Raw genomic sequence first — 12,108 nt, 5'->3', positions numbered from 1 at the left:
TCAAGCCGCGCATATAAGTGCTGAGAGGGCATGCGCTCGGCGGCCCTCATGATCAGAAAGTCGTCATGCGCCTTCACATCACTCCCACCTCTCAGCTCTCGGCCGACGGCATCCCCGCGTGGACGAGGTTCCACGGGCCGCTCGACACGGAGGTGACCTCCGACGGGGACATCGCCATGGACCTCCTCGACCTCATCGAGATGGGGAACGCGGTCGCCCGAATCCGAAGCTGGGTGCGAGCCCGTGGTCTCCGCGTCCAAGGAGCCGACATGACCACGGCGGTTCTCGTCCTCTGGGCGTGCTCGGTCGGGATGGCTCTCGATGAAGAAGCTGGCCAGGACCAGATCCATGACGTCGCCGAAGCGATGATGGAATCCGGCATCGACTTCCGAGTGCTCATGAACGGCGACTTCGCCATCGCGCAGTTGAAAGACTACTTCGATGGACGGTTCGTCACCCCCGAGGGTCAGGCGGCGAAGGGCGCGCGGCGTCTCGGACGTGTCAGTCAGGAGAGGCTCGCCGAGTACGTCGCCGCGGCCTAAGTCAGATGCTGGCCGAGAGCTGACTCCAGGTCGGCCATGGACGAAGCGCCATCCATCGTCGCGACGACCTGGCCGCCGCGGAGAGCGACGAAGTGGGGGACGACGTCGTCCACGTACTGGCCGTTGAGCCTCGGGTTCTCGTCCGACGTCACGGTGAGCACCTTGACGTTCGGGGAGTGCTTCGCGGCGAAGGCCTCCAGCATGCGCTGAACGTCCTCCCAGTGTTCGCCCTGCCAACTCGGTGCCAGGCCTACGACAACGACGCCTTGATGTGCATGGATGAGCTCGTCGAACGTGGCGTCCGTGGCCTTCTGCGAGTACCTCTTCGGGGATGGGCCTCCGGTGTGCGGATTCAACTTCGGGTCACGTGTCCGCTCAAGGAACCGGAGCTGCTTGCGGCCGGTCAGCCGTTCGGGCTCCGCGCTAGCGAAGCGGAGTCGAGGCGGCCACACATAGGTGACGGACTCGTCGCGCCAGGGGAACAGCGGCGACAGCCATTGCACCGTGACGAAGAACCCGTCACCGCGTTGCAGCGGAACCCGAAACTCATCGGCGCGAGCAGGGGATCCGAAGTGCGTCGTTCCGGCTTCGAAGGCCTGCACCAGGAGTGATTCTCCACGGTTGAGAGGATTCGACACAGGGTCGCCGGAACCCCACATGGCGAACCCGTTGTCATCCACGGCTCCGTAGGAGATGGTGGCATTCCGCACGGCAGATGATCCACTCGACGTCGCCACGATGTTCAACGACGGCGTGAGCGACGCCATCACGGACACCGAGAACGCCAGTTTCGGCCGGCCAGCGATGGCCCAGGCAACGCCGGCGATGGCGATGAGCCCGGCGATGACGGTGATGATGTTCGCGATGAGGCCGAACCAGAACATGAAGTCGTTCATGGCTCGAGCCTGGCATATGACGCGTGCCGCCAATCGGAGGGACGGTTCCGGGGCTATCCGGTGGGGTTGGTTCTCCCGCCAAGCTGCGCGAGCGCCGCGAACTGTTCAGGGACGAGCGCGGCGTCATCTGGATGGTGGAATACTCGCTCGCTCGCGTTCATCACGGTGCGAAGGTTGAACTCGCCCTGGTGATGGGGGTGACCGGAGATCGAGGTGTCGCGCGCGCCGCCGATGACCTCTTCTAGTACGCCGGGGCGAAAGTGTTCAGGCCGCGGCCGGAACATCTGCAGGCCCAGACGGCGATTCAACGGGAAGAGCAGCGCGTACGCGTTCTCCAGGCCGAGCGGACCGTCGTCCTCGGACATCGGGTCAGGCATCGGTGTGACCGGCGCGTCCGACGTGATGAGGGCAGGTTCGTCGAACCGCACCAGCCGCCAGCGACGGATGACGAAGAGGTAAGCGATCTCAGCCAGTCCGGTGGACATCTGGATCAGGTGGCCATCGAGGGCCTGGGACTCGTCCAGGCCCTCGGTCAAGAACCCCAGCCCATCGGGCGCGCCTCGGAGGCTCATGAGCCGGGCGAGCTCGTCTGGGTCTGTGGCTGCGAGTTGGCGAACGACAGTGTTCATGGCCTGATGTAATTGACGGCGGTGGTCGGGACCACGCATGAACTGCAGGGCGAGGTAGGCGGCGAACACCGCGCGCTCCTCTGGCGCGAGTGGCCAGAGTCCGTTGTCGATCTTCGTGAGGAGCGGCTTCGCTCGGTCTTCAACGGTGGAGAGGGCGTCCTCGAACCCGTTTGGATCCTCGGCGCTAGGCGACGAGTAGAAGTACCTCTGGGTCGTCGCGTCCTTGATGGATATACCGTGAACCTTCGAGGTTCGGACGTTGACGGCGGTCATCCTTAGGTCATCTGCGAACCCTTCGAGGTACATTCGCGGCACCGTGTGGTGCTGGATCTGTCCAGGCATCGAGCCACCTCCATCTGTCCCGTTTTACGCCGTAATCCTGCCGACGTTCAGGTCGGCGCGTGTGCGTCAACGACGGCATGCTAACGGCGAACTGAAGAAAAGAGGGGCTTGCGCGTGTCGCAAGTGCGGCATAAATTCCGCTCATGATAATGACGACGGCTCGACCAGAGCTGCTAGTCGGTACGAGGGGGTGGCTGGGGCGGTCGCTGACCGGCCTCCATCCTCGCGCGCCGTTCCTGCGTCATTCGGTCCTCGATCATGCGCACGACGTCGGCGGATTGGCCTCGAAGCATCCAGTAGTCCAGACGCGCACCGATCAGGACTCGCAGTCGACCGATGTCTTCGAGTTGCATGACGACCCGCCCCGACAGCATCTTCTGGAGACGGTCGTAGGTCATGTCCAGCGCCGCCGCGAGCTTGATGATCCGAGTGTTGCTCGACTCCGGCATGTAGAGCTTCAATACCCCACGGCAGAGCAGGTGCTGGAGTTCCGCGGCATCCCTCTGAGCCAGCTCGCGAGGTGTGGCGTCTGCGGGAACGGCGATCCACTCGAGGTTCTTCTTGCGCCCGAACTCGCCCGGATCCACGGCAAATTCGCGCGGAATGTAGCGGGGATTCGTCACCTGATTCATCCTAACGAAACTGGATCGAGCCAAAAGACATGATTTCTCTACAGGCCTCGAAGGTGCCGCGCACACGACGATACGTGAGCAAGAAAAAAGGAATCTCCCGGACCGTCGGAGACGGATTCGACCGCATCGAGTGGCTTGATGCCGAGCAGCGCAAGCGCTCCATCCGCGCCTATGACCCCGTCGCGGTTGACGCCGTCGTCCCCGGCAACCGTACCCGGCGCCCGGGCAAGGGCGTGGGACAGAAGACGTTCCAGGGGCACTACTGGTGCGCAGGTTCGGGAAAGCACGTCTTCCACGAGTCGATGCTCGAGTTCACCAGCATGATGCTCATCGACCACCTGAACGACATCGTCGCGCTGTTCGCCCAGCCGATGCTGCTCACCTTCGCCGACGGTACTTTCCACTACCCCGACTTCTTCGCGATCCTCGTCGGTGGCGAGCGGCTTCTCATGGACGCGCACTCCGAGTCCCTGACGACGGACGAAGACCGCCACAAGTTCGAGCTCACGCGACTGATGTGTGAGCGACTCGGCTGGCGCTATGTCCTCCTCAACGACCTGACCACCATCGTCAGCTGGAACCTCGAGTTCCTCGCCCGGTATCACCACCCGCGGTTCGCGCCGACGGAGGACCTGCGGGCCACGGTCCTCGGGCTCGCCGCCACGCACGCGACCTTCGGCCGCCTCATGGGCGCCCTGCGAACGACGAAGCCCGGCGAGAACATCCCCGCGCTGATCCACATGTTCTGGAAGCGCGAGCTCTCCTTCGATCTCACTCTCCCCCTCACGCCAGAAACACCCATCTGGGTGGCGTGACCCTCCTAACCCCGCAACACAACCCACCAAGAAATCGGAGCACCACAATGTCCACGCCCATCACCATCACCATCGGCCAGACCATCCACCTCGACACTGGCGACTTCACCGTCGTCGGATGGGGCGGCGGCAACTTCCGACTCCGCAACGAGCTGACCGACGAGTACGAGATCGCTGACCAGATCGACCTCGCCCGTCAGATGCGCGCTGAACTGAAGCTCGCCGCCCCAGCTTCGGCCGAGGAGAAGCCGAAGCACACCCTCAGCGAGATCGTCGACGACCTCGACGAGGCCACCCTGTTCCTCATCCCGCACCTGCAGGAACTCATCGATGGCACCCCGGCCGTCGGCGACGAGCCGCGGGAGAAGTACGCCGCAGGCGTCCCGATGACATCCAAGCTGCTCTCCAAGGCCAAGGAGCTCAAGGAGGATCACGGGTTCCTCATCAGCGACGGCACCTTGAAGCGTCGCATGCTCCACTTCCGCAAGGGCGGCATCGCCGCGCTCCGTGACGGCCGCACGGTCCGACAGGAACGGCCCCTCCGACGCGCGGATGAGAAGGTCACGGAAGCCCTCGCTGAACTCATCGCGAGCTACGTCGGCCGCTCGAGCCCCACGTACACCCGTATCCGCGCAGAACTGCACCGGAAGCTCATCAAGCAGTTCCCCAACCCCGAAGAGCGCCCTCAGCTGCCGTCGCTGAAGACGGTCGAGCGTTACGTCATCAAGCTCGCAGGCAGCCAGAACCCGGTGAAGCCGGCCCGCCAGCGTGAGACCGCGGCGCTGTCGCCGAAGAACCAGCACCGTCCCCGTGAGGTGAGCGCCCCCGGCGACGAGTGCCAGATGGACAGCACTATCCTGGATTGCCTCGTGCGGTTCCCGAACGGCAACATCCGCCGCCCGCACCTGACCATCCTCGTTGACAAGCGCACGCGGACCATCGTCGCGCACAACTTCACCGAGGGAGCCGCCAAGGGCTTCGACCACGCGACGCTTCTGGCCAACGCCCTCGTCCCACGGCGCCTGCGCTCCTGGTCGACGTACTACGACACGCTCGGCCTGCCGCAGATGCCGTGGTCGGCGCACCTCGACGTCGAACAGCTCAAGGAGTTCGACACGCACCGACCGTACATCGTCCCCCGGCGTATCCTCACCGACAACGGCACCGACTACCGCTCCAACGTCTTCCGGCTCGCGTGCGAGCGGTACGGCATCCACCTCACGGAAGCGCCGAAGAAGTCGCCGGCGAGCAAGCCCATCGTCGAGCGCACGTTCCACACCATCAAGACGCACTTCACCCAGTACCTCCAGGGGTACACGAGCGGCAACATCGAGTCCCGCGGCGAGAGGATCGTCTCCGAGGCCGTCCTCGACCTCGATGTTGTCCGAGAGCTTTTCGACCGCTGGGTCGCGGTGGTGTACCAGAACAAAACACACCGAGGCCTCGTCGACCCCATCAACCCGGACCAGCGTCACACCCCGAACTCCATGTTCGCCGCGTCCATGGAGATCTCCGGTCACTTCGTGCTCGCCTGGGAGGAGGAGGATTTCATCTCCCTGATGCCGCGCGAGACCCGCACGGTCCAGGCGAACGGCGTCGAGATCAACAACCGCAAGTACGACAGCCCGCACCTCGCGCTGCTGCGCGGCAAGAAGACCGCTGAAGGCGAGGGCAAGTCCGTCGATGTCCACTACGACCCGACCGACCTGAACCGGGTGTGGGTCCGGGCCGCCAACGACAGCTGGATCGAGTGCACGTGGAACCGCCAGGCAGGAATGTCTCGACCGCTCGAGCGCCTCTACAACCAGCGCGTGAACGACTTCACCCGCGACAACGTCGCCTTCAACGCGGCCGAAGCCGACGACCAGATGCTCGAACTCCTGGACGCGGTCATCGCCGAGAACGAAGGGCTCAAGCGGCAGGCGGCCGAGGAGGAGAAGGCCCTCCAGGAAGCCGAGCGACGACAGCGTCGGAAGAACACCATCGCCAGCGCGAAGGAGCGAGCCGACGACGGCTTCGGCGACTTCGGCGACGACGTCCCCGACCTCCGCATCGTCTGAAACCTCACACCCAGAAGGATCATCATGAACACCACACTCGACTTCGAGCTCGGACACTTCGACCGCGTCGAAGCACTCGAGCATCTGCTCGAGAACCACGCGCCGTCCGAACCGGAGACTGCGACCATCGACGAGTACCTGAGCTGGACGCCGAAGAAGCGCCTCGAGTTCAACGACCGCCGGAGCCTGCGCATCGCTGACTCCATCGTCGTGGAGACCCCCTCGATGCAGCAGCTCATCAAGCAGTGCCGGCTAGCGGCACGCTTCTCGCACCGTGACGTGGGCCGGACCGGAGTTCTGCTGTCGGGGAAGGCCACGGCGGGAAAGACGACGGCAGCGATCCGTGCGATGGTCGACGGCTTCCACCGGCACACCGCGCGCTACCCCGAATGGAGGGACCTCAAGCACCACCCGGTCGTGTACGTCGAGGTCCCCACCGGATGCAACGGCAAGAAGCTGATGGGCCGCTTCCTCTACTTCTTCGGTCAGCCCGTCCTCGACCGGATGACGCTGGAAGAGCGCACCCAGAGGGTCACCGAACTGCTTCAGGACCACAGGACGTCCCTCATCGTCATCGACGAGATGCAGAACCTCGCCGGAGTCGCGAGCACGGGGCGGTGGGAGTCCGCGCAGGCCATCAAGAACCTCCTCAACTCAGTGAAGGCCGTCCCGCTCTACGTCGGTATGAATCTCGACCGTTCTTCGCTGACGACCGGGGACCTCGGTGCGCAGCTCGCAGGCCGGAGCACGCTGGTTCAACTGGGGAAGATGGAGATCCGAACCGAAGAAGGCCAAAGGCTGTGGATCGCCGTCATCGACAGCTTCGAGAAGCAGCTCGGACTCATGAACCATCCGGAGCGCACGCTCCGGCCCCTGGCGCGATACCTCCACACCCGGACGCGCGGCTACATCCGGGGCCTCTCCCGGTTGTTGACGGTCGCGGCGCTCGAACTCATCGACAACGACGACCCGCACAGCGAGACCATCACGAAAGAGCTCCTGGCCGGCATCCAACTGGACCTGACCACCGAACGGAAAGTCGACCTCGCGGAAGCCATCGAAACTGAGCAGGGGGCTCGTCGTGCTGCCTAAGCTTCGCGTCTTGCCGACGCGTGTGCGCCCCATGCGGTACGAGACGGTCGAGAGCTACGCGACGCGAGTCCGCGACGCCAACCGCATCAGCAAGACTGTGTGGGTTCAGTGGCTAAAGCCTTACGCGCTCGTGCTCGGGCACGACCCGCGCCGGACCTCCGCAGACCTGCTCGAACAAGTGACCGGTATCGCCCGCGGCCACTTCGCGCGTACCGCGGAGATGCTCCCATCCCACGAAGACGGCGCTAGCTGTGTTCACTGCACCACCGGCCTGAACGACCGATACGGCTGCACTCGCTGTTCGGGAGGAACTGAGGTCATCGAAGAGGCCCACGACGGTCCGCGTGTCTGCCGGCGGCATTCTCGATGGGTCGGTCCCGGTACTGTGTCGGACGCACAGTTTCAGGTCGGCGCGAACATCATCAAGGCGGACCGGGTCTACCGGAAGCTGCGCGCCGACGGCGTTCTCGACGCGCACCGGCTGGCAGAAATCCTCGGCTGGGTCGACCTCTGGGTCGAAGCGGAGACGCTGGCGCTCGACGCTGCTCAACGCTTCGAAGTTGCCGTTCGACTGGCGGCGAGAGTGCTCCGTCCTGGGGGTATCGCTGCAGCCGAGCGCGACCCCGCGACACGATACGCCGAGCTTGACGCCGTCGTCTCCACGGTCGTGGCTGAATCCGCCGCCGTGCTCGTGGACGGGATCTGGCATCTCCTGCGGACCGCCGCCCACGCCGGAGCCGACCTTCCGCACGCGTTCGAGGTGGAGCGGGCGGTGGGGCTCCGAGATGAACGGGCGTACCTCGAACAGACGCGAACCTGCACCCTCCCGCGGGCCAAGCACCTCCACCTGACGCAATTCGTCAGCGGCGAGCGTGCCGGTACCCGCTTCGAGGCGTATGAGACCGTCCAGGTGAAGCACGACTATGCCTGCCCGCTTGGTCACCCGTTCAACTCAACGATGTTCATCATCCGTAACTCGAAGGAAAGCGGAGGATGCGGCTACTGTGCGAGCAGACGGATCCTGGCTGGCTTCAATTCGCTCGCCGACACCCACCCGAATGACGGGGTTGAGTGGCACCCCACCCTTAACGGTGAGCTGCGAGCTGACCAGGTCGGGGCCGGTTCCGAGGACCATGCCTACTGGTTGTGCATCGCCGAGGGTCACGAGTCCTGGCAGCAGATCAACATCCGCACGCGATACGGTGCCGGTTGCACGGTCTGCTCGAACCATTCGGTCGCCGCGGAAGTGAACTCACTCACCGCAGTCCGCCCAGACCTCGCCGCGGACTGGCACGACGAGCTCAATGCTCCGCTTCGCCCGGACGAGGTGCTGTTCAAGACCGAGCGGCCGGTCTGGTGGATCTGCAGGGAAGAGGATCACGAGCCCTACGAGATGTCAGTACTGCGGCGCATCAAGGGTGGTTGTTGCCGCGTCTGCAGCCGCGTCGAGGCGCATGAGACGACGAGCCTGGCTGCTACGCACCCGCACCTGCTGAAGCGGTGGGACAAGAAGAAAAACGGAAAGCTCGAGCCGGAGAACGTCTTGTCCGGGTCGGGACTGACCGCATGGTGGCGGTGCGAGCGTGGCCACAGCTTTCCCGCGGTCATCGAGAACATCACGAGGAAGTTCATATGTGGTGACTGCTCCGGCACGAAGGTCACCGCCGACAACTGCCTTCACGCTACGCACCCACATCTCGTGGAACAGTTCGACTTCTCTAGGAACGGCAAGTTCACCCCCGACAACATCACGGCGAAGTCGAGAGAACGCTTGTCCTGGATCTGTGAGCTTGGTCACGATTGGCCGGCCGAGGTAGTGAGTCGCGCTCGGGGCTCACGATGCCTGTACTGCATCAACAAGTGGGTGTGGGTGGGGTTCAACGATATGGCGACCACTCGACCGGACATGGCATCCGACTGGGACGATGCCAACGGCGACCTCAAGCCGACAGACGTCGTCGCCGGCACCAACAAGAAGCTCTGGTGGAAGTGCGACGTGCATGGCGCATGGCAGGCCACCGGGCAGGCGAAGTCGAAGGGCGGCGGATGCCAGGACTGCCTTGCGGAGCGCATCGAGCGAGAGCGGGAGCAGGTGCGTGCGGCAACAGGGGTGTTGTCGCCTTCAATGATGCTGGGTCGACTCGAGCGTACTTCTCGGCAACGCCAAGCGCCTCCAGTAGGCGCCTAAACTAGGTCGACACTTGCGCATAGACGGCAATGTCCGCGTCGCTCCCGGCGCGACGTGGTGTGAGATGGATACTTCTCACGAGAAGGGAAAACATGGACCTGGCTGAGCTTGTTCTGCGCGGCAACAGCCTTGTCCGTGCCCACGACGAGGCGCCCGACCTTCGCGCGTCCGCTAGCTCTTTCCTTGACTGCGTCGCAGGCTGGGAGAGCTTCACGGTAGAGGCGGCGAGTCCCGCTGCAGAGCGAGTTCTCGGCGCGGCAATGATGTTGAACCCCGACATCCGCGGCGGTCGTTCACGGCGAACCGTCGTCCTCGATGTCAATATCGCCAGCGGAACCCTTGTGGCGAATGCCGCCCGCCGGGTTCGCGAGGCGGTGGAGACCGACTGGCTCATCGCAGTGGTCGTCAACTCGCTGACGGACGCCGACCTGCGGTGGAACATCGACGGAGTGGACTCGCTCTTCGTGTGCCACCACTCATCGAGCAGCGAGGGCAGCCAGAGCGCCCACGATGGCGTCGGCGTTACCTCCGTCTGACGCGATCCGGTCGCGTAGCTCTTCGAAGTTGGTTTTGGTCATCCCGAAGGCTCTTGGCGCGCTGACGGGCTCGATTGTCACCACCGGAATGCCAAGTGCTTCGCGTAAGACGAAGAGCATCGCGCCTTCGCAGTGTGCTCGGACGAAAGAGGCCTTGCTGCGTCGCGCAACCGGCGGTGTACCAGCGATGCGTATGCCGGCGCCGTCGAGCTTCAAGGAAGCAAGCTTGCTACTGAGGTGGCGGGCGAGATCAACCGCTTGCTCGGATGGCTCGGTAGACGACGTGCGCAGTTCGAACCGGTCGACGTACGTCGGCTCCGCAAGGCTGCCGTCCAGAATCACCCCGTAGACGCGGGGTTGTTTGCCGCTGGGGGTGACGACCACTCCAAGAACGCTCATACCCGACAGTATCGTTGCTTGAATGAGCGTGAACGTGTTGCCGGAGGGAACTACTGTCAACGACAGGTATGTCCTAGCGCGCAAGCTCGGTTCCGATGGCGAGGTGTATCAGGCCCACGACCGTCACCTCGACCAGACCGTCGCGCTGAAGATCCTGCGCCCCGATGCGGGGGCGCCTCAGTCTTGGGATGAAGCCAAGCGCCTCGAGCAACTCCGCAGCCGATACATCGTCCCCATCATCAACGCGGACGTCATCGGCAACAGCGACCTCCGCTACATCGTCACTCAGCTGTTGCCCGACGGTGACCTTGAATCCGAGGCTGCTCCGCATGGTCTGCCCTCGAGTCTGGCTGCACGCTATGGCCAGCACATTGCTACCGGGCTCGATGCTGTTCATGCCATGGGGATGTTGCATCGCGATGTGAAGCCCGCCAACGCACTCCTCGAGGGTGACATCGCCGTCGTGTCCGATGTCGAGTTCTGCGTGGTTCCCAATGTGGACGGATTCGCGCCACGAACCGGCAGCTGGTGCACGCTAGCCCCCGAAGTCGCAGCCTTCGACGGCGCCTGCACTGTGTACAGCGACGTCTACTCGTTGGCGGCCACCGTGTACTACCTCCTCAGTGGCGAGTATCCGGTCGATCACCGCATCGACCGAGCGGAACAACAGCGCCGCATCGCTGGCGGTGAGCTCCGCCCGCTTAGCGAGTTAGCGCCACATGTACCCCGCGCTCTGGCGGCGGTTGTCAAGCGTGGACTGAGCTTCGAGCCACAGCATCGACACGAGTCAGCCGAAGCCTTTGGCAATGCTTTGGCCACTGCCGCGGGCGGTAAGCGTAGCTGGCGGCGAGTAGCCCATCCGGGACACCAGTTCTGCGCTGAGGGGCAAGCCTTGGGGCAGCGCGCCGCGGTCGGAGTCTGTTCGGAACCCTCCGCGACGGGAACGGTTTTGGTCCGCGCCTTCCATCTGGCGTCCGGCCGCCGGATCGCTACCGGCCAGCGCAGCGCTGTTCGACACGGGCGCTTGTCGGGCACTATACGCAGTGTGATCTCCGCACTCTCCTGAAGGCGGTGCGGGCCTCTGATGGAAGGTAGGGTCTTCCGCAACCCGACCGCCCACGGGTTCCTCCACCCGCGATGAGCGGAGAACACGAACGAGGCGGGTCGTGGGCGGCTCGATGTCGACGAATCATGTGAGGACCTCCAAGGCGCGCGAGGAACATGGGCACGAGCTACCATCGGCAGATGGTTCAGCCCGGCATCGATCCCTCACTGTCCGTTGCCCAAGGATTCGCGCTACTTTCCGAGGCGCAGTCCGCCCGGAACTTGATGCGTGACGCGGTAGCGGCCATCGCCTCGTTGCGCGAACCAGTAGTTCATAGCGACGCCGTCTTTACTCTCGGCAGCATCGGCGTCGAGAAGACCGCAAAGATCCTCCTCGGCTGTGCGGCGGTGGAGACCGACGGCCGCTGGCCGACGTTGAAGATGATGATGGGCTGGGGGCATGACATTGAGACGCTTGTGACGCTCGTTCTCGACACCGCCACAGAGCGCCAGTCGGACGCCGTTGCCACCGACTACGTCGCGACGCTGATAGGGGGGATCCGTTCGAGTCGCGCACTGCCGCTTCTCTTCTCCACATTGTCGCGCTACGGACGGTCAGGTCGGTTCCATTATCTGGACATCCTTGCGACAGGGGAGGCGGGAGAGTACGACGCGCCAGCCCAGTACTGGGATCGGTTGGAGGTCGAGGTGGCGACTTCCCTTGGCGGATCTCCACTCGATGCGACGCCCGCTGAGTTCGAGGCCTTCCTCGCCAGAGTCAGCGCGGCGACCGCGCGAGAACTCGACCAGTGGTGGTTCAGTATGCACCGGCTCGCCATCCAAGGTTGCTTCGGAGCGTTGGGGAAAAAGGTCGGGTGGGAGCTGTGGCCGTACGAACGCGCTGATCCGTTTAAGTAGCGTCGGCGGGAGGGG

The 12,108-nt window shown here is 64.1% G+C and carries 12 protein-coding genes; 8 read left to right on the top strand and 4 right to left on the bottom strand.

All coding sequences use genetic code 11. The features are described 5' to 3' along the window. Window positions 1-65: 65 nt before the first annotated feature. On the top strand, window positions 66-542 hold the full coding sequence (locus tag ACIOSY_RS01000) for a hypothetical protein (protein ID WP_400847608.1): 477 nt from the start codon (window positions 66-68) through the stop codon (window positions 540-542). Here the strand turns inward: ACIOSY_RS01000 and ACIOSY_RS00995 are convergent. The 3 genes from ACIOSY_RS00995 to ACIOSY_RS00985 form a co-directional block, all read right to left on the bottom strand. Further along, window positions 539-1,438: a thioredoxin family protein gene (locus tag ACIOSY_RS00995; protein WP_400847605.1), complete on the bottom strand. Its 900-nt coding sequence runs from the start codon at window positions 1,436-1,438 to the stop codon at window positions 539-541. The genes ACIOSY_RS01000 and ACIOSY_RS00995 overlap by 4 nt on opposite strands. A gap of 53 nt (window positions 1,439-1,491) precedes the next feature. Continuing rightward, entirely contained in the window at window positions 1,492-2,409 is a 918-nt protein-coding gene (locus ACIOSY_RS00990; RefSeq protein ID WP_400847602.1) for a DUF4238 domain-containing protein, read from the bottom strand. Between the two features lie 173 nt (window positions 2,410-2,582). Beyond that, on the bottom strand, window positions 2,583-3,032 hold the full coding sequence (locus ACIOSY_RS00985) for a hypothetical protein (RefSeq protein ID WP_400847599.1): 450 nt from the start codon (window positions 3,030-3,032) through the stop codon (window positions 2,583-2,585). Window positions 3,033-3,115: 83 nt separating this feature from the next. Between ACIOSY_RS00985 and ACIOSY_RS00980 the strand changes: the two genes are divergently transcribed. The 5 genes from ACIOSY_RS00980 (at window position 3,116) to ACIOSY_RS00960 (ending at window position 9,732) form a co-directional block, all read left to right on the top strand. Further along, window positions 3,116-3,856, top strand: coding sequence for a TnsA-like heteromeric transposase endonuclease subunit (locus ACIOSY_RS00980; RefSeq protein ID WP_400847597.1), 741 nt, complete (start codon window positions 3,116-3,118; stop codon window positions 3,854-3,856). 47 nt (window positions 3,857-3,903) lie between these two features. Then, window positions 3,904-5,916, top strand: coding sequence for a Mu transposase C-terminal domain-containing protein (locus ACIOSY_RS00975; protein ID WP_400847594.1), 2,013 nt, complete (start codon window positions 3,904-3,906; stop codon window positions 5,914-5,916). Window positions 5,917-5,940: 24 nt separating this feature from the next. Continuing rightward, window positions 5,941-7,008 (top strand): ATP-binding protein, encoded by a 1,068-nt coding sequence (locus tag ACIOSY_RS00970; protein ID WP_400847591.1) that lies wholly within the window; start codon window positions 5,941-5,943, stop codon window positions 7,006-7,008. 31 nt (window positions 7,009-7,039) lie between these two features. Further along, window positions 7,040-9,196 (top strand): zinc-ribbon domain-containing protein, encoded by a 2,157-nt coding sequence (locus ACIOSY_RS00965; RefSeq protein ID WP_400847588.1) that lies wholly within the window; start codon window positions 7,040-7,042, stop codon window positions 9,194-9,196. Window positions 9,197-9,288: 92 nt separating this feature from the next. Next, on the top strand, window positions 9,289-9,732 hold the full coding sequence (locus ACIOSY_RS00960; protein WP_400847585.1) for a hypothetical protein: 444 nt from the start codon (window positions 9,289-9,291) through the stop codon (window positions 9,730-9,732). On the opposite strand, the gene ACIOSY_RS00955 is transcribed toward ACIOSY_RS00960, so the two are convergent. Further along, window positions 9,673-10,131, bottom strand: coding sequence for a hypothetical protein (locus tag ACIOSY_RS00955; protein ID WP_400847582.1), 459 nt, complete (start codon window positions 10,129-10,131; stop codon window positions 9,673-9,675). The two genes, ACIOSY_RS00960 and ACIOSY_RS00955, sit on opposite strands and share 60 nt — an antisense overlap. Window positions 10,132-10,153: 22 nt before the next feature. Here ACIOSY_RS00955 and ACIOSY_RS00950 point away from each other — a divergent pair, with 22 nt between their 5' ends. Together ACIOSY_RS00950 and ACIOSY_RS00945 are read left to right on the top strand one after the other, a co-directional pair. Then, window positions 10,154-11,197 (top strand): serine/threonine-protein kinase, encoded by a 1,044-nt coding sequence (locus tag ACIOSY_RS00950; protein ID WP_400847579.1) that lies wholly within the window; start codon window positions 10,154-10,156, stop codon window positions 11,195-11,197. A 179-nt stretch (window positions 11,198-11,376) separates the two neighbouring features. Then, window positions 11,377-12,093 (top strand): hypothetical protein, encoded by a 717-nt coding sequence (locus tag ACIOSY_RS00945; protein WP_400847576.1) that lies wholly within the window; start codon window positions 11,377-11,379, stop codon window positions 12,091-12,093. Window positions 12,094-12,108: the final 15 nt, after the last annotated feature.

The sequence above is a fragment of the Microbacterium sp. NPDC087665 genome, from assembly GCF_044743285.1.
In the GTDB taxonomy this organism is placed as follows: Bacteria; Actinomycetota; Actinomycetes; order Actinomycetales; family Microbacteriaceae; genus Microbacterium.
The sequence above is the reverse complement of the archived record's forward strand: the minus strand, read 5'-3'. Positions and strand labels throughout refer to the sequence as shown.

Bases quoted from the DNA above. Each gene is read 5' to 3' on its own strand.
- ACIOSY_RS00965 (WP_400847588.1), top strand. From the start codon at position 7,040: ATGCGGTACGAGACGGTCGAGAGCTACGCGACGCGAGTCCGCGACGCC.
- ACIOSY_RS00950 (WP_400847579.1), top strand. From the start codon at position 10,154: ATGAGCGTGAACGTGTTGCCGGAGGGAACTACTGTCAACGACAGGTAT.
- ACIOSY_RS00955 (WP_400847582.1), bottom strand. From the start codon at position 10,131: ATGAGCGTTCTTGGAGTGGTCGTCACCCCCAGCGGCAAACAACCCCGC.
- ACIOSY_RS00960 (WP_400847585.1), top strand. From the start codon at position 9,289: ATGGACCTGGCTGAGCTTGTTCTGCGCGGCAACAGCCTTGTCCGTGCC.
- ACIOSY_RS00990 (WP_400847602.1), bottom strand. From the start codon at position 2,409: ATGCCTGGACAGATCCAGCACCACACGGTGCCGCGAATGTACCTCGAA.
- ACIOSY_RS01000 (WP_400847608.1), top strand. From the start codon at position 66: ATGCGCCTTCACATCACTCCCACCTCTCAGCTCTCGGCCGACGGCATC.
- ACIOSY_RS00945 (WP_400847576.1), top strand. From the start codon at position 11,377: ATGGTTCAGCCCGGCATCGATCCCTCACTGTCCGTTGCCCAAGGATTC.
- ACIOSY_RS00975 (WP_400847594.1), top strand. From the start codon at position 3,904: ATGTCCACGCCCATCACCATCACCATCGGCCAGACCATCCACCTCGAC.
- ACIOSY_RS00995 (WP_400847605.1), bottom strand. From the start codon at position 1,438: ATGAACGACTTCATGTTCTGGTTCGGCCTCATCGCGAACATCATCACC.
- ACIOSY_RS00970 (WP_400847591.1), top strand. From the start codon at position 5,941: ATGAACACCACACTCGACTTCGAGCTCGGACACTTCGACCGCGTCGAA.